General features: G+C 69.0%; 12 protein-coding genes and 6 pseudogenes. 12 read left to right on the top strand and 6 right to left on the bottom strand.

Annotated features, from left to right (window positions below; genetic code table 11):
- Nucleotides 1–465: 465 nt before the first annotated feature.
- On the bottom strand, nt 466–1,767 hold the full coding sequence (locus AC3IYJ_RS00610) for a hypothetical protein (protein ID WP_489399376.1): 1,302 nt from the start codon (nt 1,765–1,767) through the stop codon (nt 466–468).
- A gap of 576 nt (nt 1,768–2,343) precedes the next feature.
- Between AC3IYJ_RS00610 and AC3IYJ_RS00605 the strand changes: the two genes are divergently transcribed.
- Together AC3IYJ_RS00605 and AC3IYJ_RS00600 are read left to right on the top strand one after the other, a co-directional pair.
- Nucleotides 2,344–3,885 (top strand): ISL3 family transposase, encoded by a 1,542-nt coding sequence (locus AC3IYJ_RS00605; protein WP_489399375.1) that lies wholly within the window; start codon nt 2,344–2,346, stop codon nt 3,883–3,885.
- Between the two features lie 240 nt (nt 3,886–4,125).
- Nucleotides 4,126–4,809: an HpcH/HpaI aldolase/citrate lyase family protein gene (locus AC3IYJ_RS00600; protein ID WP_489402645.1), complete on the top strand. Its 684-nt coding sequence runs from the start codon at nt 4,126–4,128 to the stop codon at nt 4,807–4,809.
- 880 nt (nt 4,810–5,689) lie between these two features.
- Here AC3IYJ_RS00600 and AC3IYJ_RS00595 read toward each other — a convergent pair.
- Nucleotides 5,690–6,079: a hypothetical protein gene (locus tag AC3IYJ_RS00595; RefSeq protein WP_489399374.1), complete on the bottom strand. Its 390-nt coding sequence runs from the start codon at nt 6,077–6,079 to the stop codon at nt 5,690–5,692.
- 459 nt (nt 6,080–6,538) lie between these two features.
- A pseudogene (locus AC3IYJ_RS00590) lies at nt 6,539–6,718 on the bottom strand (ISL3 family transposase); the annotation flags it as partial.
- A 40-nt stretch (nt 6,719–6,758) separates the two neighbouring features.
- Between AC3IYJ_RS00590 and AC3IYJ_RS00585 the strand changes: the two are divergent.
- Nucleotides 6,759–7,567, top strand: a protein-coding gene (locus AC3IYJ_RS00585; RefSeq protein WP_489398952.1) for an IS5 family transposase whose coding sequence is annotated in 2 segments (ribosomal slippage) — nt 6,759–7,107 and nt 7,107–7,567 — 810 coding nt in all. Because the reading frame shifts where the segments join, the coding sequence is not laid out codon by codon here.
- On the opposite strand, the pseudogene AC3IYJ_RS00580 reads toward AC3IYJ_RS00585, so the two are convergent.
- Nucleotides 7,568–8,015: pseudogene (locus AC3IYJ_RS00580) on the bottom strand (transposase family protein); the annotation flags it as partial.
- A 607-nt stretch (nt 8,016–8,622) separates the two neighbouring features.
- Here AC3IYJ_RS00580 and AC3IYJ_RS00575 point away from each other — a divergent pair.
- A complete protein-coding gene (locus AC3IYJ_RS00575) occupies nt 8,623–10,359 on the top strand; it encodes a glycoside hydrolase domain-containing protein (RefSeq protein ID WP_489399373.1) in 1,737 nt (578 codons plus the stop codon).
- A gap of 157 nt (nt 10,360–10,516) precedes the next feature.
- Nucleotides 10,517–10,806 (top strand): annotated as a pseudogene (locus tag AC3IYJ_RS00570) (transposase); the annotation flags it as partial.
- A gap of 1 nt (nt 10,807) precedes the next feature.
- Here the strand turns inward: AC3IYJ_RS00570 and AC3IYJ_RS00565 are convergent.
- Nucleotides 10,808–11,213: pseudogene (locus AC3IYJ_RS00565) on the bottom strand (transposase); the annotation flags it as partial.
- 177 nt (nt 11,214–11,390) lie between these two features.
- Complete coding sequence (locus tag AC3IYJ_RS00560) at nt 11,391–12,932, bottom strand: ISL3 family transposase (protein ID WP_489399070.1); 1,542 nt, start codon at nt 12,930–12,932, stop codon at nt 11,391–11,393.
- 756 nt (nt 12,933–13,688) lie between these two features.
- Between AC3IYJ_RS00560 and AC3IYJ_RS00555 the strand changes: the two are divergent.
- The 7 genes and pseudogenes from AC3IYJ_RS00555 to AC3IYJ_RS00525 all read left to right on the top strand — a co-directional run.
- A pseudogene (locus tag AC3IYJ_RS00555) lies at nt 13,689–14,163 on the top strand (ABC transporter ATP-binding protein); the annotation flags it as partial.
- 60 nt (nt 14,164–14,223) lie between these two features.
- Nucleotides 14,224–14,622 (top strand): annotated as a pseudogene (locus AC3IYJ_RS00550) (ABC transporter substrate-binding protein); the annotation flags it as partial.
- A 66-nt stretch (nt 14,623–14,688) separates the two neighbouring features.
- Nucleotides 14,689–15,879 (top strand): ATP-grasp domain-containing protein, encoded by a 1,191-nt coding sequence (locus AC3IYJ_RS00545; protein WP_489402644.1) that lies wholly within the window; start codon nt 14,689–14,691, stop codon nt 15,877–15,879.
- Nucleotides 15,861–17,663 carry an IucA/IucC family protein gene (locus AC3IYJ_RS00540; protein ID WP_489399372.1) on the top strand — a complete coding sequence of 601 codons (1,803 nt, stop codon included), beginning with the start codon at nt 15,861–15,863 and terminating at the stop codon, nt 17,661–17,663. Before AC3IYJ_RS00545 ends, AC3IYJ_RS00540 begins: the two co-directional genes overlap by 19 nt.
- Nucleotides 17,660–18,904 (top strand): MFS transporter, encoded by a 1,245-nt coding sequence (locus AC3IYJ_RS00535; RefSeq protein WP_489399371.1) that lies wholly within the window; start codon nt 17,660–17,662, stop codon nt 18,902–18,904. The genes AC3IYJ_RS00540 and AC3IYJ_RS00535 overlap by 4 nt, the downstream gene beginning before the upstream one ends.
- Nucleotides 18,904–20,655 carry an IucA/IucC family protein gene (locus AC3IYJ_RS00530; protein WP_489399370.1) on the top strand — a complete coding sequence of 584 codons (1,752 nt, stop codon included), beginning with the start codon at nt 18,904–18,906 and terminating at the stop codon, nt 20,653–20,655. Before AC3IYJ_RS00535 ends, AC3IYJ_RS00530 begins: the two co-directional genes overlap by 1 nt.
- Entirely contained in the window at nt 20,652–21,863 is a 1,212-nt protein-coding gene (locus tag AC3IYJ_RS00525; RefSeq protein ID WP_489399369.1) for a type III PLP-dependent enzyme, read from the top strand. The genes AC3IYJ_RS00530 and AC3IYJ_RS00525 overlap by 4 nt, the downstream gene beginning before the upstream one ends.

Raw genomic sequence — 21,863 nt, 5'->3', positions numbered from 1 at the left:
AAGGGGCTCTGCCATGCCACCAGCACACCCTCCCACTAGGCTATTTCACCCCTGCGATACAGCAATCACATCTGGGCCACGGCCATGGACTGGCCAAGTAGGAGGCCATCACCATCCAAGAGTAGTACGGTTCTTTTTTGTTCGATAAATCGGATTTGCGCGCAAGCCACCCGTGCCAAGTTTCCTTGGTGAAGCTGTCTGGCCAAGAGCGCTCGGTCAGACCGAAAGCGGGCGAATCCCGAGTGACGGGCCGTGCGCGGTAGTGCGGAAGCCCTCCTCCGAGTACCGATTGGTGTACTTGCTTCCCACCTGGCACTACTTCCTCTGGAACCTCAGATCCCAGTCTCCAGGTGTCCGCGATCGAGGGGAAGCTTCACCTTGGCCTTGAGGTAGTGCATGTGGGGCTGGTGTCCTCGGCATGTGGAGGGCTTGTGCGTGTTCTCCGGGTTGTGGTTGGTGTGGTGGTCAGCCTTGCCATTCGATGATGATCATGCCGTTGTGTCCGGAGTCTCCGGCTTGTTCGGTGTAGAGGGGGTCGTATTGGCCTGCGGCTCTGTTCCCGGGGGTTGCGCCGCTGGCCCCGGTGAGGGTCACGCCGTTCTCGACGCCGGGGCCGGCTGCGTAGCCGCCGCCACCACCACCGCCACCACCACTTTTTGGGCTCGTTCCTGCTGCGCCGGCGTTTCCGCCGCCCCACCCTGCGCCACCGGCACCGCCGCCGCCACCGACGACACTGCCGAATCCCGCGCTGGTTCCGTCGCTGCCGAAGGTGCCACCGTGGAATTTTTGGGTGCCTCCGCCCTTTCCTCCACCTCCGCCGGTTCCGCCTTTGCCGCCACCGGTGGTGGCTGAGGCTCCGTCACCACCGTCGGCGCCGCCACCGCCGCCGCCGTAGCCGACGCCAGAGGAGTTAGCACCGTCTTCCTCGTCGCCGGCGATGCCGGCTCCGCCGGCTCCTCCGGCGATGAGGAGGGGGGTGTCGGGGGCTGTTTGGCGCCACATGATGCTCATGCCGCCGCCCGCGGCGCCGCGGCGGCCGCCGGTGGGGCTGTTGCCTCCCCCGGGCCAACCGCCAGTAACGCTGTCGGGGGAGTAGCCGCCGACGGCGAAGCCGAGGACTTCTCCCGGTGTGACGTCGAGGGTGGCGCGGGTGTAGCCGGCACCGCCGCTCTGAGCTCCCAGCCGATACCGCCCGCCGCCGCCCCACATGTGTACGTCGAGGCTGGTCACGCCTGTGGGAACGGTGAACGAGTCCTCTTGACCGCTGTAACGGTAGGTGGTGCTCCGGTTGTAGGGATCGCCGACCTGGATGGGGTTGGAGGCCGAAGTCTGGTCGCCGATCTTGAAGATAAGGGCGGTCAACCCGTGCGGAGCGTCGCGGCCGGCGCTGACCGCGACCCACATGTTGGAGACGTCTCCCAGGTGCTTCAGGCCCAGGTCGATGCCCTCCTCCAGCGGGGGCACCGTGAAGGTGATCTTGGTCGGATTGGCCGCAGGTGACGCAACCCCCGGCGCATAGGACACCTCCCCATTACTGTACGAAGTCAGCAAGTGGACCGGATACTGGAGGCCGGACTCTGCGAATTCGAGCCCCCTTCCCTCAGGAAGGCAGACCTCGACCACCAGTTGTAACGGAACCGCATCGTCCGAATCGTTGGTCAGCGTGATACCGGGATAGCCGACAGAGCCGGTCGCGCCCGGAGCGGCGTCCGGGTCCAGCTTCGTCACGCCCGTCGATCCGGTCGGCACAGCATTCAGGTTCTCCATGGAAGGCGGTACAGGGGATGAGGAAGGTGGCATAGGGGAAATCGAGAAACTCATGGCATGTCCTTTTCTATCGGGGCTCTCTGTCGCAGTCAGGTTGCAGCATCCTTGAGTGGATGCCCTGGCCGCAGGTCGGCTCGACTACTTCTATGTCGGGCACTGCCCCATACCCCTCGCCCGGGGCTCGCATTCGTTGACCAGACCGGGCGGCTGCGCCTTCCGCGGGAGCTTCACAGATGGCGTTGTCACGTTATCCGGGGAGGGGAGGTACACGAATCTGGCTGGGTGTAGCTCTTCTGGGGGAAGGGCTGGGCCGGGAGAACCTGATCGGGCTGTGGGGTGGGCTGCTTTCTCTACCGTTGTGGTGGAGGAGGGGTGGTGGATGGGCTCGTTGTTCGAGGAGTTGGAGGCCCGGGAGTCGGCCGCGCGTGAGGAGGTGGGTGTCCTGGAGGTGGAGGTGGCTGAGCTGACGGGGCGTCTGGAGGACCCGGAGAGGGTGTACACCAGGTGGGTCTTACAAGATTTTCGTAGCCGGTGATCGCTTCAACTTGCCTGTGGTGTTGGCTGGTTGTCGGTGAGATGCTGGCTGTGTGTGTCGTGAGGGTGGGGGACCTGCTGCCGCAGCTGGCCGCGGTGCAGGTCGAGCGGGTGGAGGCCAGCGAGGATCTGCTGAGGATCACGGCCCGGACCAGGGATGACGCTCCGGTGGCATGTCCGGCGTGTGGGCAACCGTCGAATTGGGCGCACTCTCGATACGAGCGGCATGTCGCGGACGAGGCGGTGGGTGGCCGTGCGGTCGTGATCGACTTATCGGTGCGCCGCTTGTACTGCGAGAACCCTGGTTGCGAGAAGGCCACCTTCGTCGAGCAGGTCCCGGGGCTGACCCGGCGTTACCAGCGCCGCACTCCGGCCCTGCAGGCGGTGGTCAACGCGGTCGCCGTGGCACTGGCCGGGTCGGCCGGAGCCCGGCTGCTGAGTGTGCTGCACCACGTGCTGACCTGGGCGAGCGTACTGAACTGCCTGATGCGCATCACGCCGCCGCCACGGCCAGTCCCGCGGGTGCTGGGCATCGACGAGTTCGCCCTGCGCAGGGGCCACCACTACGCCACCATTCTGATCGACGCCACCACCGGCGAGCGGATCGATGTCCTGCCAGACCGCAGGATGGAGACGGTGACTGCCTGGCTGCAGGCCCACCCCGGCATCCACGTGGTCTGCCGGGATGGCGCTGGGGGCTTTGCCCAGGCCACGACGGATGCCGACCCCGCGATCACTCAAGTTTGCGATCGCTGGCACCTGTGGCACGGCCTGGCCGAGGCGGCACAGAGGGAGGTCGCAGCACACAGCGCCTGCTGGGCCAAGGCCGGTCCGCCGCTTCGGGAGGGCACTCGTGCGCAGACCACCCTCGAGCGGTGGCACCAGGTCCATCAGCTGCTTGATGCCAGCGCCGGCCTGCTGGAATGCTCCCGCCGCCTGGGCCTCGCGTTGAACACCGTCAAGCGCTATGCCCGTCACGCAAAGCCCGAGCGCATGGTCCGTGCACCGCAGTACCGGCCCACCCTGGTCGACCCCTACCGCGACCACCTGCGCCGACGCCGGACCGAGGACCCGGCAGTGCCCGTCACCCACCTCCTGCGAGAGATCAAGGAGCTGGGCTACACCGGCAGCGCGAACCTCCTGGTCCGCTTCATCACCCAGGGCCGGGTCGAGGCCGACCACGCCAGCCTCTCCATGCGCAAGGCCGCCCGCCTCCTGCTCACCGACCCCGTCCACCTGCGCGAGGAGCAGCTGGTACTGCGCGACCAGCTCGCCGGAGCCTGTCCGCAGATGACGGCGCTGGCCACGGCATTGGGCGACTTCGCCTCCCTGCTCACCCCGGCACCGGCCAACGCCCGCGCGCTGACCGGCTGGATCACCAGGGTTCGGACCGCGGACCTGCCCTTCCTGCACTCCTACGCCACCGGCCTCGAACGCGACCGTGCGGCCGTCGACCACGCCCTCACCCTTCCCTGGCACAACGGCCGCACCGAAGGCGTCAACAACAAGATCAAACTGCTCAAACGCCAGACCTACGGCCGCGCCGGGCACCGCCTCCTACGCCAACGCATCCTGCTCAGCTGACATCCAGCTCGAAGCGATCACCGGCTACGAAAATCTTGTAAGACCCCACCAGGTTGTGTGAGTGGGGGAGGATTGTTCCTGTTGGTTCCGGTTCCTGCCCTGAACGGAAAGTTGCCCATAGTGATATCGAGGCAGGATGCTGAGGCAGGTCGCGCTGAGGCTGCGGAGCGGGTGGCGCGGGCGTTGTCGCCCGGGGCGATCGACGCGCTGATCGCGGACGCGAAGGAGTCCGAGGTCCCCCTGGACGGCCGGGACGGTTTGCTGCAGCAGATGATGAAGCGGGTCATCGAGCGGGCTCTGCAGGCCGAGATGGCGGATCATCTGGGCTACGAGGCGGGGGACCCGGCCGGGCGGGGCAGCGGGAATAATCGCAACGGCTCCTACGGCAAAACGCTGACCACCACCGCGGGCGCCGCGTCCCCGCGGCTGGAGACCATCATCTTCGGCCCGGCCAACTTCATGGCCTCCATCAACATGAAGTCCCTGGTCGTGGGGATGCAGCCGCCCGGCTACGGCGCGGACGCCTACCACTACATCCTGATGCGGATCCTGATGGCGGCCCGCATGCACAAGCTCCAGGCGATCGACGGCCCCTTGCCCCAGATCAAGAACGTCGACGGCTACCGCGAGGTCGCCGGGCGCGCGGCGGCGCTGGGCTTCGACGGCAAGTGGGTGCTGCACCCGGGCCAGGTCGACGCGGCCAACGAGGTCTTCTCCCCCTCCCAGGAGGACTACGACCACTCCGAGCTGATCCTCGACGCGTACGACTGGTGCACCTCCGAGGCCGGAGGCAAGAAGGGCTCGGCGATGCTCGGCGACGAGATGATCGACGAGGCCAGCCGCAAGATGGCCCTGGTCATCGCGGGCAAGGGCCGCGCCGCGGGCATGGAGCGCACCACCGAGTTCGAGATCCCACAGGCCTGACCTTGGACGGAACAGGTCCCGCGGCCCGGCAGACCTGTGAGGTGCCCCAGTTGTGACTCTGCTGGCCAATTCACACGGCGAGGGCGCGTCGGCGTGTGCTGGCTTGGCGGCGAACACGAGGGCCGCCGCCATCGGTGGGTAGATCGACGGCCCGTGGCTCATCCGGTTGCATCTGGCAGCCTGTACGGCGGGAAGACCGAAGACCGTCTGGAACGCGTGGTCCAGCGTGGTCACCGTGTTATGCGGTCTGCTGCCAGCTGGTTCTTCCGCCGGCTCCTGACCACCACCACCGGACGGGAGCCGAGGGTGATCGTCACGGACAGGCTCCACTCCTCACGGTGCCGCGCACCGTGAGGTGAAGGGGCGTGATCCCGAACTCGATGACATCGAGTTCATGCGCTCACCGGGGGAGTTGGCTGGTCTGTCGGGGCCGCACGCGGACTACCCGGAGCCGATCGTCCGGCGCTACACCGCCAGCCGCTGACGAGGCGGCGCCGTTCAAGTACCGGCGAGGAATCTGCGGCCGCGAGATGTAGCGACACCCCGGCCCGCGTCTTCATAACCCGGTTTTGAAGACGCGGGCCGGGGTGTGCCCTGGGTCACGGTCCAGTGAGGATGGAGTGGGTCCCAATCCGGCGCCAGTAGGAGCAGCCCGCGCTACATGCTGGTTCGGTGGCAGCGATTTCACGAATCCTCATCAGCACCCCGTTGCCGTGTTCGCCCGCCGCTCTCGACGCCGAGCTGCACGCCGCCTTGGCTGCTTTCGACGCTGCGGCCGCTCCATGGCGTGAGGCCCTCGAGGACCTGGACGGTGAGCTGGAGCTCCCAGTTGCCCGTAACGGGCGCTTCAGGGGCGCGGGCATCCCAGAAGGCTGCGCGGTCAGCGTCGGCCGCCGCCGATGCGGCGGTCGTCGGCCAGTGCGGTAAGCGGGCCGAACTCGCGGGCAAGCTGGTTCCACGTCAGAACCTCGCCACAGTGGGCCGGGAACTGCTTCGGGTTGAACTCGGGCATGGTCCAGGTGCCAGTGCCCCGGTCCCGCAGCCACAGGTCCCCGTCACCGTCGACCACAGTCGGCGGGACTGGTACGGGCTCGGCCTGATCGGTGGGATCCCAGGTGACCCGGCCCGGGTGGGAAACGCGGCGCAGTTCGGTGGTGGCCAGCCGCGCGGCCAAGTCACGGGTGGACTCTTCGGCGTCCTTGACCGACGCGAGTCGGAATGCGTCGTCAAGTACGGGCAGGGCTGGATTCTTGCTGCGCTTTGAACTCATACGCTGACTACCTCCGGTGGGGGGCGTCACATCCGTTATGGCACCCCGTAGAGGAACACGGTATCCGAGGCGGGAGCCGGGCCCGGCTACGACCACTGTCCAGGTGGAGGCGCTGGCACACCGGGCGGTGGGGCTAGGTTGGTGAGCTGGTCCTGGACGTGGCGCAACCCGTGGTGCGGGCCAGGACCCCGTCCCAGCCCGGAGCCGCAGGACGAGCCCCAGCCGGCATTCGACGTGGCGGCGCTGCGGGCCCTGAAGGCATCGCGCACAGACATCGAAGCCCTGGACATCACCGCCGAGCAGCTGCGTCGCGTCACGGACGCCTCCACGAAGGCCGGTGACGGAGCCCGTACGAGGACGAAGAAGCTCGCCGACCCCGACGACGCCTCCACACCGAACCCGGTTCGCGAGGACGACCAGCGGGCGCACCGCCCGCAGCAGCAAGACCGGCATCACGGGCCAGACGCCAGCCGCCGAGTGAATCCGGTGTGGTGCACCCAGCACGTCAATCCGCTCATGCGCTTCCGCGTCGATCACCACGGTGGTGTATCGGTGCCGCCGACGCAGGGCGAAGTAGTCGACACCGATCACGCGGGGCACCCGTCCGGTGGGCAGCGCAATGCGCAGCAGGGTGCGTAAGAAGTCATCTCATTTGGGCTTCGCGGGTAGACTGTCGGCCATGGTGGGGATCGTTGAACGGCTGGTGCCGGACGAGCTGTGGGAGCTGTTCCAGCGGGTGGTGCCGGACGCGCCGTCGCGGCCTCAGGGCGGTGGGCGGCGCCGGCATGGTGACCGTGAAGTACTGGCCGCGATCGTGTTCGTCGCGACGTCGGGTTGTACCTGGCAGCAGCTTCCCAAGGCATCGTTCGGCCCCTCGGGGGCGACAGCCCACCGACGATTCTCCGAGTGGAGCGAGGCCCGGGTGTGGGCCAAGCTCCACCGGCTGGTCCTCGACGAACTCGGCGTCCGCGGTGAACTCGACTGGTCCCGCTGCGCGATCGACTCGGTGAACATGAGGGCCCTGAAAAGGGGGATCTGACAGGTCCGAATCCTGTGGATCGGGGCAAGTTCGGCTCGAAGATCCACTTGATCACCGAGCGGACCGGTCTGCCCCTGTCCGTCGCGATCTCGGGCGCGAACCTGCACGACAGCCAGGCTCTCGAGCCCCTTGTCCGCGGCATACCGCCCATCCGATCCCGCCGCGGACGCCGACGACGCAAGCCCGGCAAGCTCCACGCGGACAAGGGCTACGACTACGCCCACCTGCGACGATGGTTACGCGGACGCGGCATCAGACACCGCATCGCCCGCAGAGGCATCGAGTCCTCACAACGGCTCGGCCGCCACAGATGGGTGGTCGAAAGGACCATGTCCTGGCTCGCCGGCTGCCGACGCCTGCACCGCCGCTACGAACGCAAGGCCGAACACTTCCTCGCCTTCACCAGCATCGCCTGCACCCTCATCTGCTACCGCAGACTGACCAAATGAGATGACTTCTAAGGCTGTGTGACGCGACAGGCCCATCGCGAGTATCGCCAGCAGACGCGATCTCGCGCGGCCCGCTAACTCCTTGACCACGGCCTTGACCTGCCTGGTCAGACGGGTTGTGCGCCGCTGATATCGCTCCAGCACCCCCGGCAGCTGCTCGCGGAAGGTGTGGCGACAGCCGCGGGTAGGACACACCAGACGCCGAACCCGGACACGGACCACGACCCGCCGGCCATCGATCGGGAGGTCGGCGACCGTCCGCCAGCAATAGCCGTGCACGTCCCGACAACACCCTGCACACCGGGCAGACAGCGGTCTTTCCCGGAGTCCGTGCCCTCACGACCACGCGTTCACCCTCGTCGACCACACCCTCGATGACCAGCGGGGATATCCCCGAAAACACCGTCGCCACCAGCTCGTTGAGACTCTCCACACCGACATCAACGATCTATACCACTCTGCGTCACCACCGAATGTGAGACAGGGCCGTTTACTGGACACACCCCTCCCAGGAATCCCAGATCTACTGGACCACGACCGGCATCATGTTTCGCAGAGTCACTGACACCAGTTCCGTCACGACCTACCGGACCACCCCAGAAACACCACTACCAGCATCGACCTAAATCAGACGGTCTCTCATACTGACGCCTTGTCAATGTCGTTCGTGCGGCCGAGTGACCGATTCCGCAGGAGAACGACGATGGAGGCAGAATGCCGTTCCAAACCGGCCACTGGAAGATCCCTTTACGCGGACTGGTGGCGGGAATCGGCATGAGCGTGCTCGCCACGCAGGTGGTCACCGCGGCGGTGGCCGCGGAGAACCAGCCCGCCCGACGGATCTCGTACGAGGACGTGACCGTATCCGTGCCGGACGGCTGGGAGACTTCGCCAGGGCACCGGGCGCCTGCCTGCGCCTGGACCGCCCCGCCCTCTACCTGGGTCACGCCGGCGAACAGACCGACTGCCCGGCCTCCGGCAGCAGCACCGGCCGGGCGCCAACCGTACACCTGGAACCGGCCGCGGGCGCCCCGGACCGGGCCGACGTCCCGACTGTGGAGATCGAGCCGGGCACACGGACCGCCGACCGGATCCCCGCCGCCCCCAGTGGAGAGGTACGGCTACTCCTCACCGCGCACGGCCTCGTCGCCACCCTTGGTTCCGCAGGTTCCTGGGAGCAACAGGCCACAGTAGTCGACGCCATCCTTGCCCAGCCCGCCATGGCGCACGGGGCACAGCGCCCCGCCACGCCCCGTGCGGCCCCCGCGCCACCAGCCCCCGTCACCCCAGGCGCGTTCAGCGGCCTCGCCTTCGACGCCTGCACCGCCCCCAGTCAGGCCACGATGAACGCCTGGCGCACGAACTCCCCCTACGGCGGGGTCGGCATCTACATCGGCGGCCAGGCACGTGCCTGCGCGCAGCCCAACCTCACCCCGCAGTGGATCAACACCCAGCACACCAAGGGCTGGCACCTGATCCCGATCTGGGTCGGCCCCCAGCCGGAGTGGAAGTACGAGGGCAACCGGCTGCCCGTCTCCCCGGCCGCCGCCGGGGCCTCGGGCAGCGCCGCTGCGGACGGGGCCGCCGACGCGGCCAAGGGCCTCGGCCTGGGTACCGGCACCATCCTCTACAACGACGTCGAATACTACAATGATCGCGCCACCTGGGACGCCCCCGTCCTCGCCTACCTCGACGGCTGGACCAAGCGCCTGAAGGAGCGGGACTACCGCTCCGGGGCTTACGTCCACCGCAACTCCGGAGTCCAGGCCCTCAGCGCCCAGTACACCCAGGGCAAGTACGCCATGCCCGAGGTCCTGTGGACGGCCAACTGGAACAAGGTCGCCGATGTCAGCGACGCCGCGATGGGGCTGCCCGAAGGGGCCGGCCAGTGGTCGGGCTCCCGCCGGATCCGCCAGTACCAGGGCGACACCACCGAGACGTACGGCGGGGCGACGATCAACATCGACCGCAACGCCGTGGAAGTGGCGGCCGCCGGCAAGCCGGAGCCCGCGGAGCCGGCCTTCTCCGAGAACGTCCCCGGCGCCATGGCTGCGGCCGACTTCACCGCCGATGGGCGCCACGACGTGGCCGCGATCCACGCGGACGGCACGCTGCACGCTTACTACACCGGCAAGGACGGAAAGCTGACCTACGGGCGCAAGCTGTGGCACGACGGCAGCTGGCGCAGCATGCGCCAGATCACCGGCGGCGACTTCGACGGCAGCGGCCGGGCCCAGCTGGCCGCCGTATGGGCCGACGGATCACTGCACCGGTACGAGGCCGGCAAGGACGGCATGCTGCGGCACGCCGGGCAGATGTGGAACGACACCAGCTGGAGCACCATGCGCCAGGTCACCACCTGGAAGACCGGCCCGGGAGCCCGTGACGGGCTGGCGGCAGTCTGGGCCGACGGCAGCTTCCACCGCTACGACATGGGGGCGGCCAACACACTGAACCAGAACAGCACCCGACTGTGGGCGGACAACAGCTGGCGCACCATGCGTCACATCGTCACCGGGGACTTCACCGGCTCGGGCCGTACCGAGGTCGCCGCCGTCTGGGGCGACGGACAGCTCCGCGCCTACCCGGGCACCGGTAAGGGGACCCTGGCAGGCTCCTCCAGCCCGCTGTGGGGGGACCGGTCCTGGGGCAGCATGCGCACGGTGATCGCAGGGGACTTTGCCGGCAACGGTAAGACCGACCTCATGGGGTACTGGTCCAACCGCGCCCTGTACCTGTACGGCGGCCAGGCCAACGGCACCCTCCAGCCCGGCATCCCGGCCGCGAAGTAGGACAGCGGTGCTGTCACGTTTGTGGGGGAGTGTTCATGAACGGCGGATCTGATGATCAAGGAGACGCCAGATGAGCGACACCACCATCGAGCAGATATCGGGCGGTGAGGCGGCGGTTGCCGGGGCCGCGCCGGCGAGCGACGAGCAGTTGGTCGCGATGCTCGTGAGCCGGGCCTGTTCGGAAGGGCTGCAGCTGACCGGGGAGGGCGGGCTGCTCCAGCAGCTGACCAAGCGGGTCCTGGAGTCCGCGTTGGAGGGCGAGATCACCTCGGCTACGAGAAGGACGACGCCGAAGGCCGGGGCAGTGGTAACAGCAGGAACGGGAGCCGGGCGAAGACGGTGCTGACCGACGTCGGTCCGATCGAGGTGAAGATCCCCCGGGACGTGGCCGGCACCTTCGAGCCGGCCATCGTCAAGAAGCGGCAGCGGCGCCTGACCGGGGTGGACCGATCTCCCTGGACGTCAGCCCCTTCCCCGTGAACGAGAGGACCATTTCGTCCAGGGCTCCGCTCGGCGGGGTACTTCGGCACCAGTCCCGGGCGGAAGGTGTCGAGCCGGTCACGCGGGACGTTCACCACCACCGGGCCGACCTCGGTCATCACCTTCTTCGCCCGGTAACCGTTACGCATGTTTCGGCCCGAACGCGATCCCCGGCCGCCCACTCGCACCGATTCATCGGCCAGATGCAGATCCATCTCCGCCTCGAGCGCGGCCTGCATCAAATGCTGAGCGAGCTCAGGAAGAATGCCGCCCTCGCCCATCAGCCGAAGACCACCGGTCGCGGTCTTCTCCGCCGCGAGCACGGCCAGTTCTTCCAGCAGTTCGACCGACAGACCGTTCTCGGATACCGGCATCGCCTTCACACCAGAACCCTCAGCAGTCCCGCCGCCCCCGGCAAGCGACACACCGCCGGCCATCCCGATCGAGTGCCCCGTCGTCGTACCCACCAGATGACTCCTTCGAGGAAAGAACCCACCTGATTCATGGGTCTTACAAGATTTTCGTAGCCGGTGATCGCTTCGAGCTGGATGTCAGCTGAGCAGGATGCGTTGGCGTAGGAGGCGGTGCCCGGCGCGGCCGTAGGTCTGGCGTTTGAGCAGTTTGATCTTGTTGTTGACGCCTTCGGTGCGGCCGTTGTGCCAGGGAAGGGTGAGGGCGTGGTCGACGGCCGCACGGTCGCGTTCGAGGCCGGTGGCGTAGGAGTGCAGGAAGGGCAGGTCCGCGGTCCGAACCCTGGTGATCCAGCCGGTCAGCGCGCGGGCGTTGGCCGGTGCCGGGGTGAGCAGGGAGGCGAAGTCGCCCAATGCCGTGGCCAGCGCCGTCATCTGCGGACAGGCTCCGGCGAGCTGGTCGCGCAGTACCAGCTGCTCCTCGCGCAGGTGGACGGGGTCGGTGAGCAGGAGGCGGGCGGCCTTGCGCATGGAGAGGCTGGCGTGGTCGGCCTCGACCCGGCCCTGGGTGATGAAGCGGACCAGGAGGTTCGCGCTGCCGGTGTAGCCCAGCTCCTTGATCTCTCGCAGGAGGTGGGTGACGGGCACTGCCGGGTCCTCGGTCCGGCGTCGGCGCAGGTGGTCGCGGTAGGGGTCGACCAGGGTGGGCCGGTACTGCGGTGCACGGACCATGCGCTCGGGCTTTGCGTGACGGGCATAGCGCTTGACGGTGTTCAACGCGAGGCCCAGGCGGCGGGAGCATTCCAGCAGGCCGGCGCCGGCATCAAGCAGCTGATGGACCTGGTGCCACCGCTCGAGGGTGGTCTGCGCACGAGTGCCCTCCCGAAGCGGCGGACCGGCCTTGGCCCAGCAGGCGCTGTGTGCTGCGACCTCCCTCTGTGCCGCCTCGGCCAGGCCGTGCCACAGGTGCCAGCGATCGCAAACTTGAGTGATCGCGGGGTCGGCATCCGTCGTGGCCTGGGCAAAGCCCCCAGCGCCATCCCGGCAGACCACGTGGATGCCGGGGTGGGCCTGCAGCCAGGCAGTCACCGTCTCCATCCTGCGGTCTGGCAGGACATCGATCCGCTCGCCGGTGGTGGCGTCGATCAGAATGGTGGCGTAGTGGTGGCCCCTGCGCAGGGCGAACTCGTCGATGCCCAGCACCCGCGGGACTGGCCGTGGCGGCGGCGTGATGCGCATCAGGCAGTTCAGTACGCTCGCCCAGGTCAGCACGTGGTGCAGCACACTCAGCAGCCGGGCTCCGGCCGACCCGGCCAGTGCCACGGCGACCGCGTTGACCACCGCCTGCAGGGCCGGAGTGCGGCGCTGGTAACGCCGGGTCAGCCCCGGGACCTGCTCGACGAAGGTGGCCTTCTCGCAACCAGGGTTCTCGCAGTACAAGCGGCGCACCGATAAGTCGATCACGACCGCACGGCCACCCACCGCCTCGTCCGCGACATGCCGCTCGTATCGAGAGTGCGCCCAATTCGACGGTTGCCCACACGCCGGACATGCCACCGGAGCGTCATCCCTGGTCCGGGCCGTGATCCTCAGCAGATCCTCGCTGGCCTCCACCCGCTCGACCTGCACCGCGGCCAGCTGCGGCAGCAGGTCCCCCACCCTCACGACACACACAGCCAGCATCTCACCGACAACCAGCCAACACCACAGGCAAGTTGAAGCGATCACCGGCTACGAAAATCTTGTAAGACCCTGATTCATGACACTCCCGCCTGCGACGGCCCCTGACACTACTGTCCGGCGAAGGCGGTCCGCCGATGGGTCTTGTCGGACGTCACGGCCGCAGCTGCTCGTCGGCGTCGAGAGTGATGCTGATCCCGGGCAGGGTGCCGCGGTGGTTGAAGTTTTCGCAAGTGCACGGACTTGCTTCATGTGCACCATCTTGGTGGCTATCGCCCGATTGTCGTTACGAGTCGGGAGCGGTTGAATGTCCAGCAGGCCCTCCCTGGTGAGCCCGTAGGCGAGCGATATGCGGGTTTATGTTCCGGAAGCCTCGGGCTCGGTGCCGGTTCGACGAGACGTCGCCGCACAGCATCAAGGTTGAGCCGGCAGCCCCAGAACCCGCGATCAGCGTGTCGCTATCTTGAGGGTTTGCTCATATTCATAACTTTTGTTCTCTTGTGCTGGAGCGTGGTGTCGGCGGCGTGTTCGTCGCCGACGCAGACAGATGGCTGGAAGGTTCTGGATGAGCGGCATACACGAAGGTCGACTCCGAGAGGTTGTGGACCGGGACGCCGGACGGCTGGAGGATGCGTCGGCGGAGGAAGTGAACGCGTGGGCGGCGGACACGTTCAGGACCTGACGGACGCCCGCCACCGCAGATAAGCCCGCCGGGAGAAGCAATGGGCCCGGCTGAGGTCGGAGAACCCGCAGGACCACCAGGCCGCCGTGGAGGCGGTCCTGGGGCGTACCGGTACCACGGGGCTCCGCGACACACCGGTGGACCAGCTCTCCGGCGGTCAGCGCCAACGCGCCTGGAACGCTCTGGCGCTGGCCCAGGACACCGGACTGCTGCTGCTCGACGAGCCCACGACCTTCCTCGACCTGCGCCACCAGCTCGACGCACTCGACCTGGTGGCCGAACTACACGCCGAGGCCGGCAACGCCATCGTCATGGTGCTGCACGACCTCGGGCAGGCGGCCCGCTACCTGCGAGCGGCGGCGGGTGAAATTCCCGCCGCCGACTCACCTGGTCGTCCTCAAGGAAGGGCGGCTGGCCGCGGCCGGAGTGCCCGCCGACGTCCTCGACGCCGACCTGGTCAAGTCCGTGTTCGACGTGGACTGCCGGGTGATCCCCGCCCCGGAGACCGGCACCCCGCTGGTCATCCCCAAAGGCACCGCGGCCCGGCACACCACCACCGCGATCCCAGCCTGCCCCGACCTGATCCTCTCCTCGAACGTCCGGCACGGGAAGGTGTACGACAAGCTCAGGGGAATCGCCCCTACGGTCTTCACCGACACCACCGGCGGCCCGTGGAAGGCGAACCTCAAGGTTCATGCCGAGGCACTCGGCATGAAGAAGCAGGCCGCCGACGCCTTGCAGTCCTACGAGACCCAGGCCAAGGCACTCGGCAAGGCAGTCAAGAAGAACTACGACGCCAAGATGTCCGCCGCCTCCGTCGTCCGCTTCGGCGCCGACCCGATGCGCCTCTACCAGAAGTCCTCGTACAGCGGTGTCGTCCTGAACGACATCGGCCTGCAACGCCCGGCCTCGCAGTCCTCCGAGGACCCGAAGGTCACGATGAAGGACGGCAGCCCGGAGTGGATCGACCAGGCCAACGCCGACCTGGTCTTCGTCACCACCGCCGACGAGCCGTCCAAGACCAAGACCAAGCAGCCGGACGTGATCTCCGACCCGGTCTGGAAGGGGTTCTCACCCATGCGCCTCTATCTGCTCGCCCTCAACCCAACCGACTCGGTCACCGAAGGCTTCCTGCCCGCCGCCCGCCGGCTGGGCCTCGACGTCACCATCCTCACCGACCTGCCCGAACCGCACCGCCGGCGCAGCCCCGACGTCGAAGTCCTCGAATGCGACGTACGCGACCACCACGCCGTCATCTCCAGGATCGCCACCCACCACCGGGCCGACGCGGTCTTCACCAACAGCGACCACCTGCAGTCCCAGACCGCCCTCGCCGCCACCTACTTCGGGCTCCCCGCCAAGGACTGGCGCGCCGCGCTGCGCACCAAGGACAAGGCGGAGATGCGCCGCCATCTCGCGGCCACCGGCGCCGACACCGTCTGGTCCGCCGAGCTCACCGCGGGCCAGGACCCCACGGACCTGCTCGCCGCGATGGTGCCCTTCCCCTGCGTCGTCAAGCCCCGCGAAGGCGTCGCCAGCGAGGACGTCGTGCGGGCCGGCAGCCCCGACGAACTGGTACTGCGCTGCAAGGAGATACAGCAACGGCGCCCCGGAGCTGCCCTGGTCGTCGAGGAGTACCTCGCGGGGGAGCTGCACACCCTGGAGACCCTCGGCGACGGCCGGATCCGCCATGTCCTGGGCGGCTTCCGCACCCAGATCTCCCCACCCCCGTACTTCATCGAGCAACGCCACACCTATGTGCCCGCGCACCCCAAGCCGGTCGTCTCCCAGGTTCTCAACCACCTCGACGCGCTGGGCGTCGGGTTCGGCGCCTGCCACACCGAGTTCGTGGTGCACGAGGGCCGGGCGCGGATCATCGAGGTGAACTACCGGGTCATCGGCGACCAGTGCGACCTCATGCTCCAACAACTCTTGGACATCCCCCTGTTCGAGCACATCCTGCGCACACACCTGGGTGAGCCGCTCCCCGCCGACCTCGGCGCCCGCGACGACGGCAGGGCCCGCATCGACCACCTGTGTGCCACGAGCGCCGGAACCCTCATCGCGGCACCCGCCGCGGCCGACCTGACCATGGACGGCGTCCACCTGACCTACCGCCCGCTGCGCGCGGTCGGTGAACGGCACGAGCTGCACCACGCCAACCGCGACTACGTCGGGGTGCTCAGGGCCACCGGCACTGACCAGGCGGCCGTGGACCGGGCCGTGTCCGCCTTCCTCGCCGACCAGCGATGGGAGTTCACCCCGTGAGGACCGTAGCCGCCACCGCCACGGCTCGTGACGCCGACGAGGCCGCCCTGGCACTGCGCGTGCTCAGTGCGATGCTGCGGGAGGACATCGTCGGCCTGCGCACCGCCGCCACCCCCGTCGAGCTGCCGGACGGCCCCTGGCTGCGACTCACCCCCGCCAGCCCGGCCGGGGCCCTGCTGCTGCCGGTGGCCGACGACGGCTTCCAGTGCGCGCAGGCCCCCCGGCTGCCGCTGCTGCGCCGCGAGGCGGACGGCACCGAACTGACCGGCGTCCAGGAGATCGTCACCGCGCTACGTGCACTTGCCGACCCCGCCGACCGCGGCGGCTTCGACGACTTCGCCGAGGAGTGCCGGCAGACCCTGGCCACCATGCGGCTGCACACCGCCACCCGCGACGAGCTGGACACCTCCCTCACCGCCCGCTACGGCACGGACCCCGGACACTGGACGGGCCTTGCCACCAGTCTCGCCCACGACGCGCTCGCAGCCCGCCTCGACCACCCCGTCTATCCGACCGCACGGGGCCGCTCCGGCCTCGATGAGTCCCAACTCCGCTCCTACGCGCCTGAGTTTCACCCCTGCTTCGCACTGCGCTGGCTCGCACTTCCCCGCGAGGCGGTTACGGTGGCCGGCGGTCCCGAGGCCCTGCCCGCGTACTGGCCCACACCTGCCGACCTCAGCCTCGGCCACCTCGACGACAGCCACCTCACGCTTCCCGTCCACCCGCTCTCGCTCGGTACTCCGCTGCGCGAGGCCCTGCGCGAGCAGGGCCTGACCGACCGCGCCGTTCTCGCCGAGCGCCCGTGGCTTGACGTCGTGCCCACCCTGTCGATGCGCACGGTCGCCCTCGCTGATGAGCCTGCGCTCCACCTCAAGGTGCCGCTCGCCACCGCCACCCTGGGCCTGCGCAACCGCCGCACCATCAAGCCCCGTACACTGCGCAACGGCGCTGTAACCCTGCGGATGCTGCAGAGTGTGATCGCGCGCGAGGGGCGGTTCGGGGACACGGTCCTGCTCGCCGACGAGAGCGTGTACGCCCACGCCGATCACGAGCTTCTCGCCGTCCTGTGCCGCAGCTACCCCACGCCGCTCGACAACGGCGCCGTCGTGCCCATGGCCGCGCTGCTCAGCCGGGCGCCCGGCGGCCGTCTCGTGATCGATCACCTCGCCGACCGGTTCTATGGGGGCGACCCGCTCGCCCTGCTCGACGCCGCTTTCACCCTGCTCTTCGACTGGCAGACCACGCTCTTCGGCTACGGCATTGCGCTGGAGTCCCACCAGCAGAACGTCTCCCTGGTGTTCCAGGACGGCGCGGACGGCCCGCAGGTGCGACTGCTCCTCAAGGACAACGACGGTCCGCGCCTGAACTTTGTCTGCCTCCGCGAGCGGCTCGGCGCCGACGCCCCCGGGGCGGAGGACTTCACCGACCCGCGGATCACCACCGGCGGGGACCGGTCCCTGACCGACCTGTTCGCCACGATCACCGTGCACCTGTGTGCGGGCGCCTACGCCTTCGGTCTCGCCGAGCACGGGCACGCCCCGCTGGAGGTGCTGCTGCGGCTCGTCCGCGACCGGCTCGCCGAGGCCGTCGAGCGGCTCGGCACCGGGCCCGGCGAGCGGGGGGCGGTGCTGCGCGACCACGTACTGGACGCGTCGGGCCTACCGGTCAAGGCGATGCTCACCGCCGGCACCCTGCTCAGCAAGGAACGCTCCGGCGCCACCGACATCAACAAGCACTACACCACCGGACCCAACTACCTCAAGCTGAAGGAACGTTCACGATGAGCACTCCCACATCGGGGGTGCCCGCCGAGGCGGAACAGTCCCCGGCGGCCCCGGCCGGCCTCGGCCGCCGCCAGGTGTACGCCGTCGCGGCCTGCTACTTCGTGGCGTCCTTCGCCGCACTCGGCCTGCCGCCGTACCTCACCGAGATCCTTCCAGAACTCGGCGACGGGAGCGCCCGCTGGGCCGGTCTGCTGTATGTCGTCCCCACCGTCTTCGGCGGACTCGGTGCCCCCCTGTGGGGCCGCCTCGCCGACCGCTACGGCCGCAAACGGCTTCTGCTGCGTGCCCAGTTGGGCCTCGCGCTCTCCTTCCTCCTCGCCGGATGGGCCGATTCACTGGCGACGTTCACCGCGGCACTGGTCCTGCAGGGCATCCTCGGCGGCACCTTCGCCGCGTCCAACGGCTACCTGGCGGCCGGCCTCCAAGGCCCGTCCCTGTCCAAGGCCCTCACCCTGATGCAGGGCAGCGCGCGGGCAGCCCTCGTCCTCGCACCCATCCTCGTCGGCGCGCTGTCGCCCTGGCTGTCCCCGCACCGCCAGTACGCGCTGCTTGCCGTGCTACCGATCGGCGCCGCTCTACTGCTGGCCACGCTACCCGAACCGAAGGCCACCGCACCCGGACCGAAGAACACCGAGGCGCGGGACACACCGGACACCACCACGTCCCCGGTCATGTCCCTGCGCGCCCTCTACGCCCTCGAATTCGGCTTCGTCTTCTCGACCGTCATCTCCTTCCCGTATCTGATCTCCCTCGTCAAAGAACAGCTTCCGGGCACCGGACCGGTGCTGGCCGCCGTCCTGTTCGCCCTGCCGCACGTCTGCTACCTGGTGGCCGCGATACCCGTGCACGCCGCCCTCCGGGGCCGGGCCAAGCTCGGCATTGCGGTCGGCTTCGTCTGCATCGCGCTGGGCCTCGCCTGGCACGGTGTGGCCGAGTCGCAGGCCGCCTTCATCGGCGCCCGGCTGCTGCTCGGCGCCGGCCTCACCCTCGGCCTGGTCGGCCGGTCCCTGCTGGCCGCCGAATGCGCCGAGGGCCGCCCGCCCAGCGGCATGTTCGGTTCCCTCGAATTCTTCTCCAAGGCCGGGGCGGTGAGCGCGGGGCTCGCCGCCGCGGCGGGTAACGCCGGGTACGGGCCCACCGCGCCCGTGCTGACCGGCACGGCGGCCGCTCTGGCCGCGGCCTGCCTGGTCGCCCTCCCCGCTCTGATCCGCCGCTCGTCCACTTCGCTCTGGAGCCGTTGATGTCGCTGCCGACCGGCACTGCCCCACTTGCCCCCCTTCCCACCTCCACCCCTCGCGTGCTGCCCACCGCCGACGAGGCCGTGGTGCATACCCTGCTGAACTGTCTGCTGCGCGAAGTGTCGGCACCCGAGCACCAGACCGCCGTGGCCGACGGCCATCTGCTGCTGCGTCTGCCCCGCCGCGGTGTGCTGCTGCGGGTCGCGCTGCGCCGGACCTCCCTGCTCGGCGCGCACCGCTTCACCGGCCCGGTGACCGAACAGCGCGACGGCGCGTGGACCGAGGTCGGCTGGCGAGCGCTCGCCGAGCACACCCGCGCCGAACTCTCGCTGCGTACGGGGGTGAGCAACGACGAGTTCCTGGAGCAGATCACCTCCAGCCACCAGGGAGTCTCTGCCGCGCTGTCGGCCCGAACCGCCCGCGCCGACGAGGCCGACCGCTATCTGGCGTCCGAGCAGTCGCTCCTGTTCGGCCACCGATTCCACCCCACACCCAAGGCCCTTACACGCGATGCCAGTTCGTGGTCTTCGTACGCGCCCGAGGCGGGGGCCACCTTCCCCCTGCGTCATCTCGCCGTCCGCGCGGAGCTGATCGCCGAGGAGTGCGCGCAGGCGGGCGCGGCCACCCCGCTGGACCGGCTGTACCCCGACGTTCCGGTCGGCTACCGGCTGCTGCCCGTGCACCCCTGGCAGTACGAGCTGCTGCACGAGCACCCTGCGCTGCGCGCGGCCATGGACCGGGGCGACATCGTCGATCTCGGTACGGGTGGGGAACCGTTCGCCGCCACTGCGTCCGTGCGCACCTTGTACGACGGCAGCACGTTCCTGAAGTTCAGCCTCAATGTTCGTATCACCAACTGTCTGCGCAAGAACGCCAGTTACGAACTGTCGGGCGCCGTAGCCCTGACCCGCCTGCTGGAACCGGCGCTGACCGACCTGGAGGCCCGCTTTCCCGGCAGCGCCATGCTCCGCGAGCCCGCTTACCGCAGCCTCGCGCTCCCCGGCCCCGACGGCGTCCCGGACCTCGCCCTGCTCGAAGGCTTCGGCGTGATCGTCCGCGAGGGCCTGGCGCAGCGGCAGCTGCCCGGGACCACCGCACTGCTCGCGGCGGCGGTCGCCGACGAGTACCCGACCGGGCCCGCCCACATCTCCCGTCTGCTCGACGGGGCGGGCCCGCAGGCCGCACTCGTCTGGTGGGCGGCCTATCTGGACCTCCTCGTCCCGCCCGTCCTCGCCGCCCACTTCGACCACGGCCTGGTACTCGAACCGCACCTCCAGAACGTCGTGGTCTGCGTCGACAGCGACGGCATGCCCGCCCAGGTCCTCTTCCGCGACCTGGAGGGCACCAAGCTCCTGCCCGAGCACCACGCCGAGACCCTCGCCTCCCTGCCCGCCGCTGTCGCCACCCCGATGACGTACGACGCGCAGCGCGGCTGGGACCGGGTCGTGTACTGCCTGTTCGTCAACCACATCGCCGAACTGGTCGCCGCCCTCGCCGACCTGCACCCGCAGACCGAGCCCGCCCTTTGGACCCAAGTCCGGCTCACCATTGAACAGTTTGCTGACCGGAACGGCTGCCCACCCTTGCTCGCCGCCCTGCTCGCGGGGGTGCCGCTGCCTGCCAAGGCCAACCTGCTCACCCGCTGGGAGCGCAAGGCCGACCGCGAGTCCGGTTACGTCCGCCTGCCCTCGCCGCTCGCCGAAGACGTCCTGTCCTCGATGGTCCGCGCCGACACCCCCTGGAGCGCCCGATGACCACCCCCACCCCCACGGTACGCGACCTCGCCCTCACCCTTGTGCCCACCGAACTCCCGGCCTACATATACGACATGGCGGGGCTGCGCGAGCACGCAGCAGCCGTACGGGCCACCTTGCCCGACCGGGTCGAGCTGTACTACGCCGCCAAGGCCAACCCCGACCCGGAGATCCTGGCCGCGCTCGCCCCGTACGTGGACGGCTACGAGGTCTCCTCCGGGGGCGAACTCGCCCATGTCCACAAGGCTGTGCCCCAGCACCCGCTGGCCTTCGGCGGCCCGGGCAAGACCACCGAGGAGATCACTGTCGCCCTGGAGACCGGCGTACAACGTTTCCATGTGGAGAGTCTCCACGAACTGCGTGTGCTGGCGGAGCTGGCCGCCCGCACTTCCCCGCCCGCTCCACTCGCGGTCCTGCTCCGCTTTAACCTCCCGCTGGCCGAGGGCTCGCTGGAGAACAGCTCGCTGGCGATGGGCGGCCGGCCCACGCCGTTCGGACTCGACCCGGGGCAGGCCGACGAGGCCGTCCGGCTGCTCACCGACGGTACATCTCCCGACCTGGAGCTGCGCGGAGTGCACGCGCACCTCGCCAGCGGACTGGAAGCCGCGGAACAACTGGCGGTGGCCGAGTCGGTGGTGGGCTGGGCGGTGGACCTGGCAGGTCGCCACGGCATCCGCATTTCCGAGGTGAACGTTGGCGGCGGCATGTCGGTCGACTACTCCGACCCGTCGCACCACTTCGACTGGACGGCGTACGGCGAGGGTCTGAGCCGCCTCACAGAGGCCCACCCGGAGTTGACGCTCCGCATCGAGCCCGGCCGCGCCCTCACGGCGTACTGCGGCTGGTACACGACTGATGTGCTCGACGTGAAACAAAGCCACGGCGAGGAGTTCGCGGTGGTCCGCGGCGGCACTCACCATCTGCGCACCCCGGCGACCAAGGAACACGACCAGCCGTGCGCGGTGCTGCCGGTGGCCGACTGGCCCAGCCCCTGGCCGCGCCCGGCAGCCCGGCAGGACCTCATCACCCTCACCGGACAGCTGTGCACCCCCAACGACGTCCTGGCCCGACAGGTCCCCGCCACGGGCCTGCGCGCGGGCGACCGGTTGGCGTTCGCGCTCGCCGGTGCATACGCCTGGAACATCTCCCACCACGACTTCCTGATGCACCCGCACCCGTCCTTCCACTACGTGGGCCGGGGCCGCTGA

The organism is Streptomyces sp. GL_140, assembly GCF_057834465.1.
Note: the sequence above shows the minus strand (reverse complement) of the source record. Positions and strands in the feature narration are given on the sequence as shown.

What these genes read in the sequence shown, in the direction of transcription:
- AC3IYJ_RS00610 (WP_489399376.1), bottom strand. Translation starts at nt 1,767, where the DNA reads ATGGAGAACCTGAATGCTGTGCCGACCGGATCGACGGGCGTGACGAAG.
- AC3IYJ_RS00605 (WP_489399375.1), top strand. Translation starts at nt 2,344, where the DNA reads ATGCTGGCTGTGTGTGTCGTGAGGGTGGGGGACCTGCTGCCGCAGCTG.
- AC3IYJ_RS00595 (WP_489399374.1), bottom strand. Translation starts at nt 6,079, where the DNA reads ATGAGTTCAAAGCGCAGCAAGAATCCAGCCCTGCCCGTACTTGACGAC.
- AC3IYJ_RS00560 (WP_489399070.1), bottom strand. Translation starts at nt 12,932, where the DNA reads ATGCTGGCTGTGTGTGTCGTGAGGGTGGGGGACCTGCTGCCGCAGCTG.
- AC3IYJ_RS00545 (WP_489402644.1), top strand. Translation starts at nt 14,689, where the DNA reads ATGCGCCTCTATCTGCTCGCCCTCAACCCAACCGACTCGGTCACCGAA.
- AC3IYJ_RS00540 (WP_489399372.1), top strand. Translation starts at nt 15,861, where the DNA reads ATGGGAGTTCACCCCGTGAGGACCGTAGCCGCCACCGCCACGGCTCGT.
- AC3IYJ_RS00535 (WP_489399371.1), top strand. Translation starts at nt 17,660, where the DNA reads ATGAGCACTCCCACATCGGGGGTGCCCGCCGAGGCGGAACAGTCCCCG.
- AC3IYJ_RS00530 (WP_489399370.1), top strand. Translation starts at nt 18,904, where the DNA reads ATGTCGCTGCCGACCGGCACTGCCCCACTTGCCCCCCTTCCCACCTCC.
- AC3IYJ_RS00525 (WP_489399369.1), top strand. Translation starts at nt 20,652, where the DNA reads ATGACCACCCCCACCCCCACGGTACGCGACCTCGCCCTCACCCTTGTG.